The following is a 21,407-nucleotide window of genomic DNA, read 5'->3' as shown; positions in this document are numbered from 1 at the left end:
CTATATGAGCTAGTTATGAAAAAACTTCTTTCATTCATTTTTCTGCTATTACTGGTCTTAGGAATTATTGGTTACTTTTTACCTACCAATTTCGCGGTAAGTAAAACTACAACTATTTCATCTACCTCTGCACACCTACATGAGTATGTCGGTGATCTAAATAAGTGGCAAACATGGACAGCTTGGAAAAGTGAAGACCCGGAAATTGAAATCACCATAGGCGAAAGAGCTACAGGGATCGGCGCTAGCCAAAGTTGGACAGATAAACATGGCGGGGGTTCTTTAACTTTTACTTCCTGGTCGCCTGAAAAAGGTATTGAATACGATTTATTTTTTCAAGGCGGAAAGTACAAAAGTAAAAGCGCTATTCAATACGACACTTCCTCACAAACACGCACCCGTGTGCGCTGGTCGTTAGAGGGAGATATGAGCATGCCTATCATTGGTGGTTACTTTGCCCTGTTTATGAAATATTCGATTGGAAAGATGTTTCAAGACGGTTTAAACCAATTAAAATCAATCGTCGAAGAAGATAAATAAGCGCACTTAAAACCCCACCTTCTCTAGTTTATTTTTTTGAACTAGCCCTCTTGTCTTTACTGGACCTACTAATAGGCCAGATCCTGATAATTGGCATTTCTGCCTTACTAACGGTCTATTCGTGTATTAGAGTTGTCCTATGAAGTCGTTACACTCTTGTATATGAGGGAGTTTTTCGTAGGCGGGACGACTTATGCAATACAACAGTAATTTCAATCAAATTAAAATATCTTTCCCATACTTAGCTCTAGCCATTACGCTTGCGCTAACGGCTTGCGCAACACAATATGAGGCCGATGCGGATGCCGATCAACTCGTTGCCGCCATGCAAGATCTACCTGAGGTTAAACCGTACCTCGCGAATGTATATTTTTACCCTGAAGTTCGAGACAAATCCGGCAAGGTAGAAGCAGAAAATGCTGACGATCGCAATCTGACAAAAATTATTATCCCAGAAGACCAAATGTTAAATCTTGCAGGTCATGCAAGTATCTTTCGATGGTTTCAAGATGATGGCAAACACCCAGACCTACCATTACTAAATGTGCACGCTCGCATTTATAAACTAGATCATTCTATTCGTGTGGTAAAAGGACGCATGCAGCCTATTGCAAAAACTAAAATTGAAGTTTTCCTAACAGACTCCAACAAAAACAGAATTTATGAAAGTGTATTTACTGCTGAAGGTAAAGGCCAAGAAGGCAAAATACTTCGCAATAAACGCGAAACACAAGACATATACGGACAAGCTATATATAAAGCTATGGTGCTTGCATTTGAATCCGCTTTTGCAGATATCTCAAATGACTTAAATCTAAGACCGATTGATTTCGATATTGATAAAATTGAAGTTGAAGAAGACCTTACGGACGACCATCAAGCTATTAATATAAAACAGCAGAGTGTTGATCAAACAGTAGAAATTCTACCAGATGCAGTAATAGAAGATTCTTAAGTTACTAAAAACCTACTCTAACTGCAGAATTACGACGGCGATCTCCATCTAAACGACGGTTTTTTTCGCCACTGAAGTGAATCCCGCTTGAACTAAATGCATCGCGCCTTTCATCCTGACGCCTGTCGTTGTAATGTTTAAATTTACATTTACAGTATTGGTCACAGCCCGGTTGTGGCAATTCAGGTGCTTCGGCAGATAGGAAACGCTTGCCATGAAGTTCTAACACTTTTTCACATGCGTCATACGGCATATTCACTTCCACACAGTGGGAAGGACTGATCGCAGCTTTAACCACAACCTTAGGCGGCAAATTTTTTTTATTCGACCGTGATGACCATATAGCCATAACCCAACTCCAACTCTAGAAATAATTATTATTTGTATGCTCGCAAGCCTAGCAATACACAAGCAATGAAGTAATTGTATTTTAAAGTATCTGATAATTCGACTATAAATTACTTATGTCGAGAATCAATTAATATAAAAATAGGCAGAATACTAAGGGATTGGTTCAATAAAACGTTAGATTTATTGAATGAGAAATCAAAAAAAAATTTATTCTGTTTTGGTACAGAACAATTTCCCTTCAATATATGGGTATTTATTCTCGGAGAAATCTTTGCCGCGAAATTCTTCTTTATCGAATTCATACTCAAATTCACGCGACTTGCATAGTTTCTCTGCTTTAGCCAGCCACTTTTCATTGGCGACTTCTAAGGTCATCGCCAACACCCCACTGTATGCCAAGTAATGCTTACCTGCACTTAGTTCGGTATGGCTATATCTTGCGGGTACTTCTTCATTAGACCTGGGCAATGAAAGACAAGCTGTACAAAAGCTTATACTTAAGCAACCACCAACAATGAGCCTATAAAAAATTGAATTCAAGATAAGTAACTATGTTTATTAAGAAAATATTTGCGGGGTAATTATCTGCGACTTAGGCACGAATGAATACCGCGCCTAGTACAGTATCAGGTCGGCGGTTAAAATTTGCCGATAATAGCAACGCCAATAATGATGCAAGGAATTACCATCGCAGCCACTACTAACATCGTTTTTACAAATTCGTCCATTTCCATACTCCTATGAATTTTTTATGGTTATAGAGCATTATGCTCATTGAGACTGATACAGTCCCACAAGGCCTATTATCGCTAAACCGAGGCTGACCTACAAGAACACTAATAATCTATTGTTTTATGTACTTTGCTGTCCCTATGAGCTCTATCAATCTATCTCCATTGGTAAGCATTGCTTAGATAGGGCTATGAACTCGCTATAATCCAACTATCTAAAATCGCTGCAATGCAAATCTTTCACCACAAAGCACACTGCCAATGAACATACATGTATATGCAGAGAACAGAAGAAAAAAGAAAAAATCTCGCAAACGGAAAAAATCTTCTTCCATCATAGTACGGGCCATTACACGCAGCTTTAAATGGTCAAGAAATCTGGTATTGGTACTGGTCGGCTTAAGCCTGATAGCCACTCTGGCATTGCGTTGGCTCAATCCCCCGTATACCAGCTTCATGATCGCACAAAGAGTATCAACTGATTTTGTGCCCTATAAATTAAACTGGGTACCCCTCAAAGAAATTTCTCCATACCTTTTAATTGCAGCGGTCGCTGCTGAAGACCAAAAATTTCCAAATCATTATGGTTTTGATCTTAAGGCAATACAATCTGCTTTTGAAGAAAATAAAAATCAAAAAAGATTGCGAGGTGCCAGCACCATCACGCAGCAAGTTTCTAAAAACATTTTCCTCTGGCCAAAAAAAAGTTTCTTCAGAAAAGGGCTTGAAGCCTATTTTGCATTATTAATTGAAACGCTGTGGCCAAAATGGCGCATTCTAGAAGTGTATTTAAATGTTGCAGAATTTGGACCGAATATTTTTGGTGTGAAAAACGCAGCCTACACACATTTCAATAAGTCCGCCGCCCAGCTAAGTCAACATGAAGCCTCAGTACTTGCGGCGGTATTACCTAACCCTCACAAACTACATGCCTCACATCCATCAAATTATGTTTTACAACGAGCAGAACATATCTCCAATCAAGCCCGCTCACTTGGAGGCGCTGGATATTTAAAAACTATTTGGGAATAGTATTTGAGTGTCTGAAAATAGACGTAGAATAAATTTTTAGCCTGCAGAAAGCGTATACTGCACACCTCTATAGTTACGGGGTCGCAAAATTATAAAATAGAAAAATATGAACAAAACACAAAATAAACATAGTAATTCTGGAAGCAGCAATCCTGAACAAGAAGAGAAGATGCATGCGTTGCCCAAACAAGATTTAAGCGATTTTCTATCCTCACTACGTACTTGGACACAAAAAATACGTGCTGGTGAGCTATCCGCACGTATACCTGTATCAGAACACTCTGAAATTACAGAACTCAGCCAGGACATCAATTTTGTTGGCGAAATGTTGGGTTCATTATCACAAGACGCAGAACTACAATTGCAACTTCATACTGAGCACATTGGGCAAAAAAATAAGTCACTGGAAACACTTTACGATGTAGTCACCAGCATCAATATGACACGAGATGTGCAAACATTACTTACGCACTTTTTGCATACCATGACTGAACTATCAAACGCACATGCAGCTTCAGTTTATCTCTCAGCTGAAGAAAATACATGTTCACTGATTGCTGAAATTGGTTTAACTACTGATTTTAATAATCGACATCCTTTTTTACCTGAAGCTATAAGGAACTCTGAGCAACAAACTATTCCTGTAGATATTGTCACCTGCCCACAGGAATTATCTGAAAAATACTTCAACAACAAACCACTCTCAATTCTAGTTGTGCCTTTACAATACCGTGGAAATATTCTAGGCGTCTACAATCTGTATATCGATGAAAATCAATTTTCTAATAAAAGTGAATATGAAGAATTATTTACAAGTATTGGCCGCCATTTAGGAATTGCAGTAGAAAAATCACGTCTTGATGAAGAAACTAATGAACTCAATATTGTGCGCGAACGTACCAGCTTCGCTAATGAACTACATGATTCGCTGGCACAAACATTGGCCAGTGTTAAATATCAAGTTCGTGTACTAGATGAAACGATTCACCAGGAAGATGAAGCCGCTACCTGGCAAGAATTAGAACGTATTGAAACCACGATTGATGAAGCAAACTCAGAGCTACGCGCATTAATCGCCCATTTTCGCATTCCTAGTGGCGAATATAACTTTACCGGTTCGGTGGAACAAATAGTGGAGCGTTTTAAACATGACAGTGACGGTATACAAGTCTATCTGCAAAAAGAGTGGCCAAATATAAAATTACCTGAAGTTATCGAATTACAGGTTTTACGCATTATTCAAGAGACGCTAACCAACGCGCGCAAACACAGTGAAGCCAATACTGTACGTGTATGGATGCATGGAGATGAAAAGGGTCATTACACAGTACTTATAGAAGATGACGGAGTTGGCATTTCTGAGCGACAAAAACAGAATAGTGCCGGAGAACACGTAGGTCTCAGCGTCATGAAAGACCGCGCTAATCGAATTGGTGGTACACTAAGTATAGAAGGAGACGCTGGTGAAGGAGTGCAGGTTCGCTTAGAATTTGATTATTCGCCTGATGCCCCACAAAATACATCAAAACCGAGAATATAATTCAAATTTATGAGCCTTGATACTGCATTACGCATCGTTGTTATCGATGACCACACCCTATTTCGAGAAGGATTACAGGGCTTACTAAGCCGCCATGGAATTGAGGTAGTTGCTTCCGTCAGCGATGGCCGTGAAGGCATTCGCCTAGCCCAAGAGCTTAGACCTGACATCGTATTATTAGATATGCGCATGCCCGGAATGAGCGGTCTAGAAGTACTTAAACAGTTTCAACAAGCAAAATTCGAAACCCCAATTGCCATGCTCACCACCAGTGGCGACGAGCGTGATTTGGTCGAAGCATTGCGCAATGGCGCTAAAGGTTACTTATTAAAAGACATGGAACCGGATGATGTGGTGGCAGCCTTACGCGAAATTATCAAAGGTGAAACCGTAGTGGCTCCTAACTTGACACAAATTCTAGCTAAAGTCGTAAAGGGTGAAGACCCGCTAGAACCTGAGCCCAGCCCACTCGATAACTTAACCCCTAGAGAACGTGAAATATTAAGTCTGCTAGCAGAAGGTCAAAGCAACAAAGTCATTGCCAGAAATCTTGGTATTTCTGACGGTACTGTTAAGTTGCATGTAAAAGCTATTTTAAGAAAATTAAATATTCACTCTCGTGTTGAAGCAGCCGTCATTGCTGTGGAACAAGGAATACGCGCTAAGAAAACCGACCTCAACGCTTAAACTCATCAATCGTTCGCAACGCAAATGTTGCGAACGATAAGTCTTATTCATACCCTTCATAGTTATATGAAAACCTTCAAATAACTGGTCACTAAACATTCCAAGCAAGTAGTCGAAGTCATGCCGTGGGATCTTGCGAAAATTATCAAACAAGCATCATCTCATATTGCCTACTAGTAGTTTTATTTTCAGCATACGTATTGTTTTGGAACGCCTATAAGAAGTAATGAACTACAACCAAGGTTCACATTTTTTTATAAGTTCTGCCTGATTACTTGCATTAAGTCTAAGTCTCGCATTTCTTAGTTGGTTTTCTATTGTTCTCACAGACTTATTTAATTCTTCCGCAATTTTTTTATAGCTCAATCCTTCCGCTGCAAGTCTAATAGCCGTTAGTTCAGACTCACTGGGCTTTTTAAACATTTGATGCATAGTGGGGTTATGCCAGTAATTACTTATGCCAGCCAGAGGCGCAAAAAACTCTGTGCAAAATTGCTGCATGAAATTAACTTCGTGATCATTCCATTCATGATCTATTAAAGTATGATCGACACAAGAAATGCCTATAGGCTCTTTATCCCAAACAAGACGTTGCATAAGCATCGATTTACTCTGGATTGAAGATAATATTTCTTGTACATCTTCAAGCATGGGATTATTGGATACATTTTCATATTTAACAGGTGTGCGGCTTCGCCATACTCTTTGCAGCACATCATGTTGATTTGATAACTCTAGTGTCTCAACCGATGGAGGTCGCGTAGTCTCATTGCAATATTCCGACAACGGTTTGTAAACCGTATCTGTAGGTGCTGCAAAACCGGCATCGGCGCGACAAGCAGATAGATGATTGCCCATATAGCTTAGGGCAACTCGTACAGTTTCCTTAGGATTTTCAATCGCGATGATCATATGCGCCACACAGTCCAACATATCACCAGCATGGCTTTGATAATTACCATCTATAAAATACTGTTTTAGCGCTTTAGTTGACGGTGGCTCTTCCTTAAAGTTTAACATCACATTTCTGATTCATTTTTTTGCTATAGGGGTTTATTGTCATGCCCATCACCAAATAATTAGATATGATTACAGCATAATTACAAATAACACATTACTTAATTACCCTTCCTTAGGAGACTACCATGGCTATGAAACATTACAAAAACGCGCAAAAAATGGACCTTAACTCTTTAAATGTTGATGGCGTGAGTGCTTATTTACAAGATGTAGATTCATCTGACAACGAGAGAGCTCCTATAAGCTGGGGATTTTTTAGAATGGAAGCTGGAAACCAACTTGAGTACACCTACAGCTATGATGAATGCAAAATTATTGTCGAAGGTGAAATGACAGTACAAGAAGTGGGTGGAGAAACCGTTAATGTCACCCCGGGTGACGTACTTTTTTTCCCAAAAGGAACCAGTATTATTTTCACTTCTAAATCATCAGGACTTGGATTTTATTGCGGACAACGTAAAGAAGGTGAAATATAGCGATTAGTATAAAAATACTAGGCAAAGAATATTGAAAGGCTCTAAAGTAGAAATATTAACTGCTTTAGCTAGCCGAATATTTCACCCGCCTATAGGATGAAACACAAGCAGCAATTAATTGAGAGATAAAATATTATATTGATATTAACACTAAACTAAATATCAACAATTTGAGTTCCTCGAGGCTGCTTGCATCCATCACCAAAATTTCCGATATAGTAATTGACCATGGCAGGCCAAACTTCAGGCTTATCAATTACACCAATTGCATAGGGAAGTGATTGTCTTTTAGGTATTTCACATTCCCGTTCATTAACTCCAATACGTATATAAACAACAACATTGTCCTTAGTTTCATCAAATTCAATCTCTGCAATATTCATATTGCCTGTTGCTGTATTTCTAACACCAACCTGGGCGACTAAAATAAACTGAGAGCTAAAATCTATTTCCTTTAACAGCGATGCTATTTTTTTATCGCCTAATTTTTCGCTTATCCAATGTTCCTTCAGCATGCCAGCATTGTCTATAACGATAACACCTGGTTTTTCTACCGCAGGACCATCAAATCCAATCATTACTTCATCATATTGAAGCGCGCTTGCAGCCATTGCTACGGAAAATGATAAAATTGCACTAAGAATGAAAAGCAATAGTAATTTGCCAAGCATCATTACACCCTCATGAATTAGTTAGTGTTTAAAAAAGCTAAATAGCGCAAAACCTATTCAAGGCGGGTATTCCGCTAAGAGAACTCTCACATTACAGAATCGAGTAAGTATCCACTTATTTTGCATAGATAACAATCAAAACATCAAAGCAACACTTGCATATTCAGAAAAGCTATTTCCTTATTTATGCTAGTGAATAATTATGCATAATTATTATTGAGTAATTTTAAAAATAACATTTTTTTAATTTTACATTTACATTTACATTTACAAAACAAAACCATCACGATACTGTGCCTCGCTATTTTTAGACGTGATAAAAGGTTAACTTTTTCATAACTATTTTCACATAACTGCACTTCAAATTATCAAGTTCAAAAAGGTAACCCATGTTAATAAAAAAACTTCCTATATATGCACTCACTACACTCACATTATTAATACTATTTATTTCACTCGGCCACTCAGAAGAAAACCACATGAAGCATTTGGGAAATAGCGTATCTACTGAGTTACCTTCCATGAAAATTGACGGTGTGAATGCATACATTAAAGATATCGTTTTTTCTAATGATCCTGATTCACCCATCACCTGTGGATTATTTCGAATGCAAAAAGGAAAAGAGCTTCAATTTGCCTTTGACTATGACGAGACCAGCATCATTCTTGAAGGAAAAATGGCCATGGCAGAAAAAGGTGGTGAAACCATAGTTATGAAGACGGGAGATGTAATTTATTTAGAAGAAGGTGCAGACATTACTTACACTAGCGACTTCTCAGCACTTGTTTTTTACTGTGGGCAGCGTTCTTGAGAAATGTTTTAAGTAAAGCGGCTTATTTGATCAATATTCATACTGTTCAAGCTTGGCCTATATGTATTTTTAATGCGTCTTATTAGTTTAACTACTGCTTTAAAGCTTAAGGTCCAGGTTATACTACTAAATGGGTAAGTAATTCGAGAAATTGACCCTATTGAATAACTAGATAAATATAAGTCAGTTGCTCAATATCATTATTGCGCAATAAACTTTTATGCGGGTACTCTTCATACTCATAATGACGGTGCCTGAAAAGATATAAAACTATAACGAGGAGTTCTTATGATTAAGTCACTTAATCTAAATCTAACTTTTGCGGCATTACTATTGTTTACTCCCACACTGTTTGCAGATGAGCAAAACTTACTGCCAATTGATGGGAGTCTAACGGACTTAACAGGTGATGACCCATATTACTACACCACTGATCAAGTCATTGACGATGAAAATGCGCAAAAAAATGTAGTGGGTACAGGTCGTGTAAAAATGACCCACTCACAAGTCCCACATTTACCTGCTTTTTCAGGTTACATGAATACTAATTACACCTATCGATTTGTAAATGTCACGGAACAAACCATGACGTTTATTGGTGAAGGTAAACATGGTTTGTGGCGGGTTCAAGACAACGGCACCATTCGCGAATACCGCAAAAAAGGCACTCAAGGATTGCCCAAAGGTGCAGATCTTTTTCATAAAAAGCATGCAAGTGTCATCGCTAATCAATACGGCAGCTTCATTCCAGAAGAAAGCTGGGACGGTTACAAGCACCCTCATCAAGAAGTTGCAGAAGATGGAAATTTAAACTTTATTGATCTACCTTTAAATCATCCGAAATATAAAGGTAAATACGCAGACCATGTACCAGTAGACTTACCGCATTTCTATTGCACTATGTCAGCAAATCAATATCCATATGCTAGAAAAGCGATCGACTTTGCATTTGAGCAACCTGCAGCAGGTAAAGTAGGACCGTTAGGCAAACGTGCTGGATTGGATGTAAATGAACTTTATACAAAAGTCTTACGTCTAGAGCAGTTTCCTGATGCGCGCTCATGGATCAATGTTGGTGGCAAAGATGCATCTACCGTTAACTGGCAAGCCGTTGATGAGAGCAAAACGAATACTGAGTACTATCTTATTGAACGACCATTTTTCAATGAGCCTTACCTTTTCGTAACTGCAGTTTATGATAATGATGACAATAAAGATTTTCAGTATGTACGACCAGACGGTGAGTACTATGATTTTCTTAAAGGCAAGAAGGCTGCTGTTAAAACAGAAGTTACTCAAGAGCCACGATTCCATATAGAAGGTGGAAAACTGGCTGCAGCTAAAGGCTTACCTATTTATGGTGTACATCATCCAGATCGTGCAGCATTTGGTGGTGGCGGTGCTTGTCCATTAAAAGGTGGCGACTGGAGCAACTATCCTAAAACCACAGGAGCTGCTGGCTGGCCAACCAACTACGAAGAAATCACCCCATTGTGTGATGGCGTCTTAGTAGATATTAAGTTCTATGCGAACTTAAATGGAAACGATTGGAGTGATCCAAATGCCTATCTTGCAAACGCAGCACATGGTACGCAAGAAGTTGAATATAAAATGGAACCAGGTACCTATGGCACATTCACTGACGATTATAACGTTAAGCGCGGTGCGAAAAACCCTGACGCGATGGCTGTTCCTGACAGCGTAACGCTCAAGTACCCAACGGTACAAAAGCCAGTAATGCCTGGTAACTAATCGATTTACTAAATCGAAATCAAAACCCAGTCAATGCTAATTGGCTGGGTTTTTTTATGCAGGTAGATATCTTATTTAGAATTGTAATTCATCACCATAACAAGCCAGCGCTGATATAAGGTATCCGCTACGCGCTGCATGCTTGTAACACGTGCCTTTAAGTCATTCGTTATCTCTTGCTCTGACTGCACCGTTTGTGATGTCGGAATTAGACTGTCGCCATATTCATTCAACCATTGCTTTAATAAGTCAGGAGTTGCTTCAACATGTGCCGTTGTGGCAACAATATTATTTGCTACAAATGCCTGATTTGGACAAAACTGAGTTCCAAATAAAGGTGTCGCACCGTTTGGCATGGTTAATGAATATTCATGCCAATGCAAAGCTTGAATGTTATTTTTAAAATGACCAAACCATTCTTGAGCTATTGAATTATCTGTCCATTCTAATGGGAACCAGCCTATTTCTTTGCATTGCATTGCCGTCACTTTCCCGCCCAATGCTTTACTAATAAGTTGCGCACCTAAGCAGTGGCCGAATAATGGGAAATTTTTCTCGGCAGCTTGTTTTATCAGATTGATTTCATCATCGATCCATGAAAAAGAATCGTTAACACTTGAATCACCACCTAGAAAAACTAAACCACTGGCATTATTAAAATCATCAGTAATTGCATCTCCTCGATCGATAGCAATTAACTCGTGCTCAATACCATGCTGTTTTAAATAATCTAGGAAATAGCCAGGACCAACGGATTCATCATGCCTATATATACGTAAAGGTTTCACAACATTGTTGCCAATACAATTCTTACATATTAATTAGATCGATTACGATAAAATAGTATTCCACATATAGGCATAAACTGAATATAGTTACTTTGTTTTAGATCTTTTTTCTTTAGTTGGATCTAAAAATGGAGTCGCTGTGGTAACAGCCGAACAAGACACATTTTCGCCTTTAACTTCAAGCTTAATCCCTGGTTGGGCTAACTCAGGCTCTAATTGAACCATAGCGATTGATTTGTTTAACACGGGTGAAAACACAGGAGCGGTAACGACACCCACCTTTGTACCGTCTTGATATAATTCAGCCTCTGCATCCACTGCAGTATCACAATCTGCAATGATTCCAAATGTTTTGATCTTTTCCTTGCCGATAGACTGCATGACGGCATCTTTGCCTCGAAAATCAGCAGCTTTCTTTTTACTCACTGCAAATCCTATGCCTACTTCCCATGGCGTATTCTCTTCAGACATATCATAAGGATAAAACAGCAATGCAGCTTCAACCCGAATTGCATCGATGCAGTTAAAAGAACATGGAATAATTCCAATCTCTTTGCCATTTTCTAAAATTGCATCCCAAATCGGTCCAACATCACTCGCTTTGGCAAAGATCTCATAGCCACGTTCACCAGAATATCCTGTTCGAGAAATTAGACACTCATGACCAAACAAAGTAGTAGGCATATGATGAAAATACTTCAAGTTCTGCATATCGATAGGAGTGTGCTGATCAAGAAAATCTACAGCTGCTGGGCCTTGCAATGAAATGTCATGCAAATCATCGTCAAATATAATGTTTACATTTTTACCATGCGCAGACTTTTTCAACTGCTCCATACCCGTGCCACCTCCATGTACCATCAAGACGTGATTAGGGGATATATGAAACATAATGCAGTCATCTGTTATACAACCATCGTCATTAAGAATGATTGCGTATATCGATCTACCGGGATATACGATAGATAAATCACGAGTGCATACATGATTAGCAACCGCAATGGCATCACTGCCAATAATATGAACCTTTTTAAGGCCTGATACATCAAATAGGCCAGCTGCATTTCTAACCGCTAGATGCTCTTTAACTACATCTTGTTCGTACTCCCAGGGCATATCCATGCCATTCCAATCGCCTAAAGGCGAACCTAGTGCCTTATGTCTTGATTCTAGAGCAGTGTGGCGAGTTACCGACATGTGTTTCTCCTTGTTTTTTCTTTATTACTACAGATTGATATTGCTAGCTTATCATCACAATACACATAGCTATATCTCGGTTAATAGGCCTTACTATTAAAAGTATACCTGCCATAGGTCAATGACTAAATATATGTATAACTTAAGTGGTAACTACTATACAAAGCACAGATATATTTCTAATCCCTAAAAACACTTAACTGTTATAATTATAGTTGTGAAAACTTGATATTCATGTTTTTTCCTTCTATGTGAAAGCTCAGTTAAAAATATAATATGAACCATAGTCGAATAAGAATAAGGTGAATCCATAACGAGGCAGTGTTGTGTTATTTGACAACCCCAAAAGTACCAGGGACATATCCAGACACATGTCGAGACCGACGTACTGGAAAAGACTCTTTCATTCCAACAAAAGTGGAGAATATTCTGAACACGAAGATGATGCTCTAGCTCATCATAGGCATATACATTTCCTACATACCGTACTCAGATCCATAATTGAAAACCCTGGGTCCAACGCGCCTTTCAAAACACTTTTAAAAGAAATTGAAGAAATCTGCTCTGCTGATGCAAGTGCAGTGTATTTGACCAAAGAATCAGGAGAAAATGAGTTATTAGCAAGCACAAATGAACAAGACCTGTTATTCAGCTATCTGAATCATATGTCGATAGATGACCATTACAATGCACTGAGCTCTCAAATTAATAACAGTCCCTATCACATAAAAATAATACGCCTTAGTGAAGACAGTCTAAATACATATGGAACTTTACTTTTAAAGATTCCCAAAGACTTATCAGACCAAATTTCTATCGAGGAAATTGATTCAATTAGGATTGCATTAAGCGGGATATTATCAAGCTCACAACATCTAGATATGAGTAAGCGTGTTGCGTTACATCAAGAAAGAGCCTTAATTGCAAGAGAGCTACACGACTCATTAGCTCAATCGCTCTCCTATCTTAAAATTCAAGTTAGTCGTTTACAAGCACTATTAAACCCCAGCAAAGTTAACTCAGAAGACAATGTGGTAGCGGTGAACGGAATTGTAGAAGAACTTCGCACAAACCTAGATGTTTCCTACAAACAATTACGCGAATTAATTACAACTTTTAGACTAGCTTTAAATAGTCGCGACCTATCTCACGCATTAGAAAACTCAATTGAAGAATTTGAAAATCGCAGCAGTGTTGCAATAAGTTTAGATAATAGATTATCCCGAGTTGATTTAGCAGTAGATGAAGAAATTCATGTATTGCAAATAATAAGGGAAGCCATTTCAAATGTAGTAAGACATTCGCAAGCTAGTCGTGCAGAAGTAACATTAAGCATACTGCAACAGGGATTGGTAAGCATCTCAATTGACGATGATGGAATAGGAATAAATAACAATCAGACCGCCACTCATCGACATGGAATGATTATTATGCAACAACGTGCGCATGATTTAGGGGGGAAATTCCGTGTACAAAAAAGTCTGCTTGGTGGATCTTGTATTAGTGTAACTTTTGAAACTAAAAAATTATAATAACTAACCTACGCGTGTAAATATGCAAATAGATAATTCCGTTTTAATTATTGATGATCACCCCTTATTTCGCAAAGGAGTATGCCAACTAATCAGTGATATGGAGGACGAATTTAAGCTTATCGGTGAAGCTCCCTCAGGTGAAGAAGGCATTAAACTTGCTTTACAACATAACCCTGATCTCATTTTGCTCGATTTAAATATGAAAGGTATGGATGGAATTGAAACGTTAATTGAACTTAAAAAAAGTGACATTGACTCTTTTATAGTCGTTTTGACAGTATCAAATGATGAGAAAGATTTAGTGTCTGCGTTACGCAATGGTGCAGATGGCTATCTATTAAAAGATCTAGAGCCTGAAGTGTTAAAATCTAAATTACAGAGCGTAATGAAAGGACAAGTAGTCATAGATCAAAATTTATCTGAAATGCTTGCTAGCTCAATACGACAAGATAAAAACTCTTCCCCCGAAAATCAAGAAGATGCATCCTTAACCGTCAGAGAAAAAGAAATACTACAATTAATTGCTCATGGAAATAATAACAAGCTTATTGCCCGCGAATTAAATATTAGTGATGGCACCGTAAAGGTTCATGTTAAAAATTTATTAAGAAAACTTAAAGTTCACTCCAGACTTGAGGCTGCCGTATGGGCATTAAGCAATGGATTTGGTAAGTAACATTAAAACCATACCTCAGCATGAAAATATTAAGTAATTTTTTGCTGTTTTTTAATAAGACTATTGAAGACAACAATATTACAAAGCAAGATGATGATAAACATACTGCAGTAACTTTATTAAGCAATCTGGAACAGGTTGTATTCCAAATTAGCCCATCGAGCAAGTGGACTTTTCTGAATAACTCATGGAAGCAATTAACAGGCTTTTCAGTTAATGAAACGTTAGGCACACGTTTATTAGACTATGTTCACCCCAAAGGCCGACCCAATGTTGAAGTATTTTTACAACAACAATTCCAACAGAGTGCCCAGGCAGATAAATCTATTGTTGTTCGCTTTCTTTCTAAAACTAATAATTCTATTCACACCATACTTCGTGCTAATACGATATTAAAAAATAATAATGAAGAAATAAAAAGCATTATTGGTACGATTACTGATGTTGCGGAAATTATGCATGAACAAAATATCCTAAACGCAAAATACCGCAGCCTGCGTAATTTTGTAGATAACTACTCAGGAATGTTGTACAGATGCCGCAACGATCAAGCGCTAACAATAGAATATGCAAGCTCTGGATGCCTTGAACTCACAGGTTATAGCTATGAACAATTAGTTAAAAATAATGAAGCTACGTACATCAGTATTATTCACCCTGATGACCGTCAACGCATCATGGAAACAATCCAATACAAGTTACCTGACGGAAAAAATTACCAACTCACTCACCGAATCACAACGGCCGATGAAACTGAGCGATGGGTATTAAATATCGGTCAAGGAGTTTACTCATCTAGCGGTGAATTACTTTCTTTTGAAGGCTCATTAATTGACTTTGATAAACAAAAACAGATACAAAAACTAGATCAAAAATATTCATTATACGATCCTGATACAAAGTTTCTTAATGAAATTTTATTTATCGATCGATTAGAGCATGCAATCGAAATAATTAAATCTAGAAAAAATTATACCTTTGCATTATTGTTATTAAGCATTGACCAACACACTCAGATTCTTGAAAGTTTAGGGCTCACAAGCGCTGATTTTCTTATGACAGAAATTGGCTTGCGGATATTTGAAGATTTAAACCAGCCTATTTCAATGTGCAAATTACTAAATACTCAGTTTGGTATTTTAATAGATTCATCTGAATACAGTATAAAGAACATCACTAAGGTTATTAATCAAATCCAGGAGCAAGTACAAGCCCCTTTATCTATTGACGAAAACGAAATATTTGCAACTGCAAGCATTGGGGTTGTAATTGGTCACCAAAAACATACTGATAGCAGCAGCGTATTATTAGAAGCTCAAAATGCCTTAAGTCGGGCCGCCAGCTTGGGCGGAGCTCGATACGAAGTCTCTGATTTAATTACGCATGGAAGAGCTGCCTTACAAAGTCATATGGATTTAGAACTTGAGCAAGCGCTTGAGGAAGATAAATTTCTTGTTCATTGGCAACCCATAGTCACTATTAAAGATAACAAATTAATTGGACTTGAGGCCAGATTAGCTTGGCCTCACCCAATTAAAGGATTACTTTATGCTGAAAAATTTGTACCAGATTCTGATGATACTCAATTAATTACACCCCTTTGGGAGTGGATGTTAAATGATGCATACAGACAAATCCAAAACTGGAATAATTCTATATCGGGTATCGAAAAACTAGCCTTAAACATTCAAGTGACGGGTGCATCATTATTAGATGCAGATTCAATATTTAGATTACGTGAAAAGTTATTATCCGTTAAACCAGAGCAATGTAATTTAATCGTTGGTGTTTCTGAAAATGTACTCAGTCACGCTCCTCGCACTACAGATAGCATATTAAAACCCATGAAAGGAAAGGATATTCAATTATTATTAGATGGATACGGTCATGACAAGACATCTTTACATCTATTGGAAAAAATGCCCATCGACTTTGTTAGGCTGAATCCAATATTAATTGAAAATTGTGTTAAAGACCGCGGCAAATTTATAAGCGCAATTGTTTCGCTCATGCATGGCTTAAATATTAGCGTAATCGCAAACGGGGTAGAAACCGATAACCAATTAAATATTCTTAATGAAGCCAATATAGACATTGCACAAGGTAGCTTCATTTCCATACCGCAAACAGAAAATGCAACAAGAGATATTCTTATAGATTCGTTGAATACATAATTATTTCTAATCATCGACATAAGAATTATTAAATACAAATTATGTCTAACTCTCTTTTAGTTATCCTCTCTATCAAACAATCATTGATTTCTCTCATTCTCTACCTACTTTGAGTTAATTACATAACGTAATTGCTTGGGATCACGCTTCATAAGAAGATATCACTTACAGAAATCATACTTTATGGGGTCTCAATTTGTCATACATCTATCAAGATGTATCAAACAACGACACTGACGAACATCTCGATTAAAGTATCGTCTTTTTTATTTCACGCTTTCGAGTTAAAGCTAAATACTAGAATGCCATAACCAACATCATCACTTAGAACAAGGGCCTTCCATATCGTTTAAACGTTCTTCATGTCGTTATTGAAACGCAGCCCTCTTCGTGATGTTGCAGTAGTTTCGCGCTCATACTAAACCCCATGAGCGCGAAACTCTTTTCAAGAAAATAATTAACTAATCTATACGTAAATGGAACATCTATTGGATTTCAAAAATAATGAATGCACGTCATTTAAAAAAGTAATAAAAAACCGTAGGCATCAATAATTATACAAGTAATCATTTATTCTCTTTGAGCATAAGAAGATAATGACTATTAATTGTATAAGGTATTCTTGTCATGATTAAAGGAGTACTACTTGACCTAAGCGGAGTCGTCTATATCGGAGATCATCTGATAAAAGGCGCATTAAGAGCAATCCAGAAATTACATGCGAATCATATTCCGATTCGATTTATTACTAACACCACACGAAGCACGCGCAGTGCGATCTCAGCTAAACTTTCATCCATGAATTTAGCTATACCTAAAGATCAACTTTTTACTGCACCTATAGCCGCAAAGAATTACATAAAAGATAACAAGCTCAACCCTTATCTATTAATTCACCCCAACCTTCTCCCTGATTTTTCTGAGATTCCAGCACAAGATTTTGATTCGGTTTTGCTTGGTGATGCTGGATCGAGCTTTACCTATGAATCTCTTAATAGTGCATTCCGCATATTGCTCACAGGAAAGCCTTTAATAGCAATGGGTAAAAATCGATATTTTAAAGAAGCGGATGGATTTAGTTTAGACGCTGGCGCATTTGTTCATGCATTAGAAATGGCTAGTGGAATTAATGCAATAGTTCTTGGCAAACCCGCGAAAGAATTTTTTCTTCAAGCTATTAAAGATTTTAACTGCTCACCTAAGGAAGTCGTAATGGTAGGTGATGATGTAGAAGCAGATGTGAATGGCGCGTTATCTGCTGGTTTACAATCCATATTGGTACAAACTGGAAAGTACCGTATCAGTGACGACCAATTAATACAAAATTCGTCTGCACGTATTGCATCTAATATTAGTGTAGCGGTTGATCTGATACTTAATGAACACTAAACAAAAATGAATGCCTGCAAAATAAGAAGAACTAATGAGTCATTACTCAGTAGGTAGTATGTATTACGAGCCATTGACCTTGTCCACTCTACAGTTAAACCTTATACATGGAATCTCGTAATTGTTAACACACCAAGTCAGTAGGCTAGGAAAAATATCATTTTACGTCTTTTAAACTCCAATCAACGCTTCAGAAATTAAACAGAGAGAAATTGAATTATGAGTGACATCGATATTGCAAGAAAAGCGAGCATGCAAAATATCGTAGGGCTTGCACATGAAAAGCTTAATATTGATAACGAACATCTAGAACCGTATGGCCATTACAAAGCAAAACTTTCACTCGATTATATAAACTCGTTAAATGACAAAGATGATGGGAAATTGATTCTTGTTACGGCAATTAGCCCCACCCCTCCTGGTGAAGGAAAAACCACAACGACCATAGGTCTGGGTGATGCATTAAACCGTATTGGGAAAAGAGCACTCATGTGTATTCGTGAACCTTCTTTAGGTCCATGCTTTGGCATGAAAGGTGGAGCTGCAGGGGGTGGTTACTCGCAAGTGGTGCCTATGGAGGATATCAACCTACATTTTACCGGCGATTTTCATGCTATAAGCTTGGCACATAATTTACTTGCCGCGCTGATTGATAACCATCTCCAACAAGGAAATGAGCAAGGGTTTGATGATAGACGCATTACTTGGAAACGTGTCGTTGACTTAAATGATCGTGCACTACGTAAAATTGTTATCGGTACAGGTGGCATTGCAAATGGGCACCCGCGCGAAACCGGATTTGATATTGTTACAGCATCTGAAATTATGGCAATCTTATGCTTAGCAACGTCCGTTCAAGATCTACGCACCCGTCTAGGCAATATCATTTGTGGGTACAAACCTAATGGTGACGCTATTCACGCTCGAGATATTAACGCACAAGGCTCGATGACAGCCTTATTAAAAGATGCAATTAAACCCAACGTAGTACAAACTTTAGAAAATAATCCTGTATTTATACACGGCGGCCCTTTTGGCAATATTGCACATGGTTGTAATTCCGTAATTGCAACTAAGACTGCACTTAAACTCGCCGACTATGTAGTCACCGAAGCAGGCTTCGGTGCCGACTTAGGCGCGGAAAAGTTCCTCAATATCAAATGCAGAAAGGCTGGTCTACAGCCATCCATTGTGGTGGTGGTTGCAACTATTCGTGCGCTGAAGTTTCATGGGCATGCCGAATTAAAAAATATAGAAGATGAAAATCTTTCCGCATTGGAAAAAGGCATCCCTAATCTAGAACGCCACGTTAATAATCTTCGTAGTCATTTTGGCTTACCGTGTATTGTTGCAATCAATCGTTTCACCTCAGATAGCGATGCTGAAATTTCACTCCTCCAAGATAAGATGGCTCATCATGGGGTGAAAATGATTGAATGCAATCATTGGGCGCATGGAGGCGCTGGAGCAGAAGAATTAGCCAAGGTAGTGGTAGATGAAATTGCACACACCCCTCCTGATCTTCATTTTGCCTATGAAGAAAATGACACGCTATGGACGAAAATTACCAAAGTGGCCACTAAGATTTATGGCGCAAGTGATGTGATAGCTGAAACCAAAATTCGAAATAAAATAAAAAAATACCAAGACGGTGGATATGGGCATTACCCGGTGTGTATGGCAAAAACACAATATTCTTTTTCAACCGATCCAGATTTACGAGGCGCGCCTTCTGGGCATGTAGTACCCGTAAAAGATGTGTATTTGTCTGCAGGTGCAGAATTTTTAGTGGTTATCTGCGGACATATTATGACCATGCCCGGCTTACCAAAAGTGCCTGCTGCAAATAATATTGACGTAGACGAGAACAACGAAATTGTAGGCTTGTTTTAACATTCCTTACATAAGGTTAAAATTATATAGAGATTTTTTCTCGGCATTTTAGAGCACGCATCTACACCTCAATCTTTCTTATCCACAGCACCCTGAATTTATTCTACGTGAAATAATTTCATATACCTCACCTTGCGTTACGCCAAATTTCTTGGCAATTTCACTGCAGCTTTTATGCTGATAAGTGTGCAGCATCACCATAAGATATATTTCAGAATCTGAAAACTTCTTTGATTTAGATTTATTAGGCACGTTTACGTGATGTTTTTGACCTGACATGATGCACCTTCGATAAAGTATCTATATATTATATAGAAGATATACTCGATCTAATATGCTTTTACAAATACGCTTTGAATATTTTTAATAATGAAATACACTTTTAAGGTCTCCTGCATACAAAATAGTTCTGGTGCAGATATCAGCCAGAATATTAACGACATTACCCAGCTAGTAATGAGCGCACACTTAGAAGGTGCTGAACTAATTTGTTTGCCTGAATATTTTTGTTATGTAGATAATGACGATGAGCGAATGCTCGCACATTCTTACTTTGAAGAAGAACACCCTGCGCTTTCTCATTTTTGCGAGCTCGCTGAAAAATTAAACGTGTGGTTATTATTAGGCTCACTGCCAATCAAACTTGATAACAAAAAGGTTAATAACCGCTCTTACTTAATAAATAATCTGGGTAATATTGCAGCAAAATACAATAAACTTCATTTGTTTGACGTAGATCTTAGTGGTAGGGAATCCTACTTAGAATCAGCAACCGTGGAAGCTGGTGACAAGTCAGTGCTGGCTACTACGCCCTGGGGCTCGCTAGGAATGTCAATTTGTTATGACTTGCGTTTTGCATATCTGTACAGACAACTTGCTCAAAACGGGGCAAATTTTTTAACCATACCAGCCGCCTTTACCCAAACAACAGGAATAGCTCATTGGCATACATTAATTCGCGCAAGAGCAATTGAAACCGGTTGTTATGTATTTGCACCTTGTCAGTGTGGCGAACACCCGGGAGGAAGAACAACCTTTGGGCATTCTTTAATTGTAGATCCTTGGGGAACAGCTTTAGCCGATGCTGGAGAACAACCCGGTTACATTATCGCAGAAGTTGATACACAACTTGTTCAGCAGGCTCGTCAAAAAATCCCTGCACTTCTACATGATCGAAAAATTTAATTC

General features: G+C 38.1%; 21 protein-coding genes. 14 read left to right on the top strand and 7 right to left on the bottom strand.

The window, feature by feature from the left end; translation table 11 throughout:
* Positions 1-15 precede the first annotated feature (15 nt).
* Both GKR92_12000 and GKR92_11995 read left to right on the top strand, forming a co-directional pair.
* Positions 16-540 carry a hypothetical protein gene (locus tag GKR92_12000; GenBank protein QMU62381.1) on the top strand — a complete coding sequence of 175 codons (525 nt, stop codon included), beginning with the start codon at positions 16-18 and terminating at the stop codon, positions 538-540.
* Positions 541-733: 193 nt separating this feature from the next.
* Positions 734-1,495 (top strand): hypothetical protein, encoded by a 762-nt coding sequence (locus GKR92_11995; protein QMU62380.1) that lies wholly within the window; start codon positions 734-736, stop codon positions 1,493-1,495.
* 4 nt (positions 1,496-1,499) lie between these two features.
* On the opposite strand, the gene GKR92_11990 is transcribed toward GKR92_11995, so the two are convergent.
* Both GKR92_11990 and GKR92_11985 read right to left on the bottom strand, forming a co-directional pair.
* On the bottom strand, positions 1,500-1,844 hold the full coding sequence (locus tag GKR92_11990; GenBank protein QMU62379.1) for a hypothetical protein: 345 nt from the start codon (positions 1,842-1,844) through the stop codon (positions 1,500-1,502).
* Between the two features lie 209 nt (positions 1,845-2,053).
* Positions 2,054-2,314 (bottom strand): hypothetical protein, encoded by a 261-nt coding sequence (locus GKR92_11985; protein ID QMU62378.1) that lies wholly within the window; start codon positions 2,312-2,314, stop codon positions 2,054-2,056.
* Between the two features lie 524 nt (positions 2,315-2,838).
* Between GKR92_11985 and mtgA the strand changes: the two genes are divergently transcribed.
* The 3 genes from mtgA (at position 2,839) to GKR92_11970 (ending at position 5,836) form a co-directional block, all read left to right on the top strand.
* Positions 2,839-3,609: a monofunctional biosynthetic peptidoglycan transglycosylase gene (mtgA, locus tag GKR92_11980; protein QMU62377.1), complete on the top strand. Its 771-nt coding sequence runs from the start codon at positions 2,839-2,841 to the stop codon at positions 3,607-3,609.
* Between the two features lie 106 nt (positions 3,610-3,715).
* Entirely contained in the window at positions 3,716-5,149 is a 1,434-nt protein-coding gene (locus GKR92_11975) for a GAF domain-containing protein (protein ID QMU62376.1), read from the top strand.
* A gap of 9 nt (positions 5,150-5,158) precedes the next feature.
* Positions 5,159-5,836 carry a response regulator gene (locus GKR92_11970; protein ID QMU62375.1) on the top strand — a complete coding sequence of 226 codons (678 nt, stop codon included), beginning with the start codon at positions 5,159-5,161 and terminating at the stop codon, positions 5,834-5,836.
* A 231-nt stretch (positions 5,837-6,067) separates the two neighbouring features.
* Here the strand turns inward: GKR92_11970 and GKR92_11965 are convergent, their stop codons facing one another.
* Positions 6,068-6,856 carry a GAF domain-containing protein gene (locus GKR92_11965; protein ID QMU62374.1) on the bottom strand — a complete coding sequence of 263 codons (789 nt, stop codon included), beginning with the start codon at positions 6,854-6,856 and terminating at the stop codon, positions 6,068-6,070.
* 125 nt (positions 6,857-6,981) lie between these two features.
* Between GKR92_11965 and GKR92_11960 the strand changes: the two genes are divergently transcribed.
* Positions 6,982-7,332, top strand: a complete 351-nt coding sequence (locus GKR92_11960) for a DUF861 domain-containing protein (GenBank protein ID QMU62373.1) — start codon at positions 6,982-6,984, stop codon at positions 7,330-7,332.
* A gap of 155 nt (positions 7,333-7,487) precedes the next feature.
* Here the strand turns inward: GKR92_11960 and GKR92_11955 are convergent, their stop codons facing one another.
* Positions 7,488-8,003, bottom strand: coding sequence for a hypothetical protein (locus GKR92_11955; GenBank protein QMU62372.1), 516 nt, complete (start codon positions 8,001-8,003; stop codon positions 7,488-7,490).
* A gap of 389 nt (positions 8,004-8,392) precedes the next feature.
* On the opposite strand from GKR92_11955, the gene GKR92_11950 reads away from it, so the two are divergent.
* A complete protein-coding gene (locus GKR92_11950) occupies positions 8,393-8,815 on the top strand; it encodes a DUF861 domain-containing protein (GenBank protein ID QMU62371.1) in 423 nt (140 codons plus the stop codon).
* A gap of 288 nt (positions 8,816-9,103) precedes the next feature.
* Positions 9,104-10,567, top strand: coding sequence for a hypothetical protein (locus GKR92_11945; protein ID QMU62370.1), 1,464 nt, complete (start codon positions 9,104-9,106; stop codon positions 10,565-10,567).
* A 71-nt stretch (positions 10,568-10,638) separates the two neighbouring features.
* On the opposite strand, the gene GKR92_11940 is transcribed toward GKR92_11945, so the two are convergent.
* Entirely contained in the window at positions 10,639-11,385 is a 747-nt protein-coding gene (locus GKR92_11940) for a type 1 glutamine amidotransferase (protein ID QMU62369.1), read from the bottom strand.
* 57 nt (positions 11,386-11,442) lie between these two features.
* Entirely contained in the window at positions 11,443-12,552 is a 1,110-nt protein-coding gene (locus GKR92_11935) for an aminomethyl transferase family protein (GenBank protein ID QMU62368.1), read from the bottom strand.
* A gap of 371 nt (positions 12,553-12,923) precedes the next feature.
* Here GKR92_11935 and GKR92_11930 point away from each other — a divergent pair, with 371 nt between their 5' ends.
* The 5 genes from GKR92_11930 (at position 12,924) to GKR92_11910 (ending at position 20,219) form a co-directional block, all read left to right on the top strand.
* A complete protein-coding gene (locus tag GKR92_11930; GenBank protein ID QMU62367.1) occupies positions 12,924-14,084 on the top strand; it encodes a hypothetical protein in 1,161 nt (386 codons plus the stop codon).
* 22 nt (positions 14,085-14,106) lie between these two features.
* Positions 14,107-14,763, top strand: a complete 657-nt coding sequence (gene narL, locus GKR92_11925) for a two-component system response regulator NarL (GenBank protein ID QMU62366.1) — start codon at positions 14,107-14,109, stop codon at positions 14,761-14,763.
* Between the two features lie 20 nt (positions 14,764-14,783).
* On the top strand, positions 14,784-16,937 hold the full coding sequence (locus tag GKR92_11920; GenBank protein ID QMU62365.1) for an EAL domain-containing protein: 2,154 nt from the start codon (positions 14,784-14,786) through the stop codon (positions 16,935-16,937).
* Positions 16,938-17,564: 627 nt separating this feature from the next.
* Positions 17,565-18,326, top strand: a complete 762-nt coding sequence (locus GKR92_11915) for a TIGR01458 family HAD-type hydrolase (protein ID QMU62364.1) — start codon at positions 17,565-17,567, stop codon at positions 18,324-18,326.
* Positions 18,327-18,545: 219 nt separating this feature from the next.
* Positions 18,546-20,219 carry a formate--tetrahydrofolate ligase gene (locus GKR92_11910; protein QMU62363.1) on the top strand — a complete coding sequence of 558 codons (1,674 nt, stop codon included), beginning with the start codon at positions 18,546-18,548 and terminating at the stop codon, positions 20,217-20,219.
* 78 nt (positions 20,220-20,297) lie between these two features.
* On the opposite strand, the gene GKR92_11905 is transcribed toward GKR92_11910, so the two are convergent.
* Positions 20,298-20,498, bottom strand: coding sequence for a hypothetical protein (locus GKR92_11905; protein ID QMU62362.1), 201 nt, complete (start codon positions 20,496-20,498; stop codon positions 20,298-20,300).
* Between the two features lie 90 nt (positions 20,499-20,588).
* Between GKR92_11905 and GKR92_11900 the strand changes: the two genes are divergently transcribed.
* Positions 20,589-21,404, top strand: a complete 816-nt coding sequence (locus GKR92_11900) for a carbon-nitrogen hydrolase family protein (GenBank protein ID QMU62361.1) — start codon at positions 20,589-20,591, stop codon at positions 21,402-21,404.
* Positions 21,405-21,407: the final 3 nt, after the last annotated feature.

The organism is Gammaproteobacteria bacterium (assembly GCA_014075255.1).
GTDB lineage: Bacteria > Pseudomonadota > Gammaproteobacteria > UBA4575 > UBA4575 > JABDMD01.
This window is presented reverse-complemented; position numbering and strand designations above follow the sequence as displayed.

Excerpts from the sequence above, each read along its gene's own strand:
- GKR92_12000 (QMU62381.1), top strand. The coding sequence starts at position 16 with ATGAAAAAACTTCTTTCATTCATTTTTCTGCTATTACTGGTCTTAGGA.
- GKR92_11995 (QMU62380.1), top strand. The coding sequence starts at position 734 with ATGCAATACAACAGTAATTTCAATCAAATTAAAATATCTTTCCCATAC.
- GKR92_11990 (QMU62379.1), bottom strand. The coding sequence starts at position 1,844 with ATGGCTATATGGTCATCACGGTCGAATAAAAAAAATTTGCCGCCTAAG.
- mtgA (QMU62377.1), top strand. The coding sequence starts at position 2,839 with ATGAACATACATGTATATGCAGAGAACAGAAGAAAAAAGAAAAAATCT.
- GKR92_11975 (QMU62376.1), top strand. The coding sequence starts at position 3,716 with ATGAACAAAACACAAAATAAACATAGTAATTCTGGAAGCAGCAATCCT.
- GKR92_11970 (QMU62375.1), top strand. The coding sequence starts at position 5,159 with ATGAGCCTTGATACTGCATTACGCATCGTTGTTATCGATGACCACACC.
- GKR92_11965 (QMU62374.1), bottom strand. The coding sequence starts at position 6,856 with ATGTTAAACTTTAAGGAAGAGCCACCGTCAACTAAAGCGCTAAAACAG.
- GKR92_11960 (QMU62373.1), top strand. The coding sequence starts at position 6,982 with ATGGCTATGAAACATTACAAAAACGCGCAAAAAATGGACCTTAACTCT.
- GKR92_11955 (QMU62372.1), bottom strand. The coding sequence starts at position 8,003 with ATGCTTGGCAAATTACTATTGCTTTTCATTCTTAGTGCAATTTTATCA.
- GKR92_11950 (QMU62371.1), top strand. The coding sequence starts at position 8,393 with ATGTTAATAAAAAAACTTCCTATATATGCACTCACTACACTCACATTA.
- GKR92_11945 (QMU62370.1), top strand. The coding sequence starts at position 9,104 with ATGATTAAGTCACTTAATCTAAATCTAACTTTTGCGGCATTACTATTG.
- GKR92_11935 (QMU62368.1), bottom strand. The coding sequence starts at position 12,552 with ATGTCGGTAACTCGCCACACTGCTCTAGAATCAAGACATAAGGCACTA.
- GKR92_11930 (QMU62367.1), top strand. The coding sequence starts at position 12,924 with ATGTCGAGACCGACGTACTGGAAAAGACTCTTTCATTCCAACAAAAGT.
- narL (QMU62366.1), top strand. The coding sequence starts at position 14,107 with ATGCAAATAGATAATTCCGTTTTAATTATTGATGATCACCCCTTATTT.
- GKR92_11920 (QMU62365.1), top strand. The coding sequence starts at position 14,784 with ATGAAAATATTAAGTAATTTTTTGCTGTTTTTTAATAAGACTATTGAA.
- GKR92_11915 (QMU62364.1), top strand. The coding sequence starts at position 17,565 with ATGATTAAAGGAGTACTACTTGACCTAAGCGGAGTCGTCTATATCGGA.
- GKR92_11910 (QMU62363.1), top strand. The coding sequence starts at position 18,546 with ATGAGTGACATCGATATTGCAAGAAAAGCGAGCATGCAAAATATCGTA.
- GKR92_11905 (QMU62362.1), bottom strand. The coding sequence starts at position 20,498 with ATGTCAGGTCAAAAACATCACGTAAACGTGCCTAATAAATCTAAATCA.
- GKR92_11900 (QMU62361.1), top strand. The coding sequence starts at position 20,589 with ATGAAATACACTTTTAAGGTCTCCTGCATACAAAATAGTTCTGGTGCA.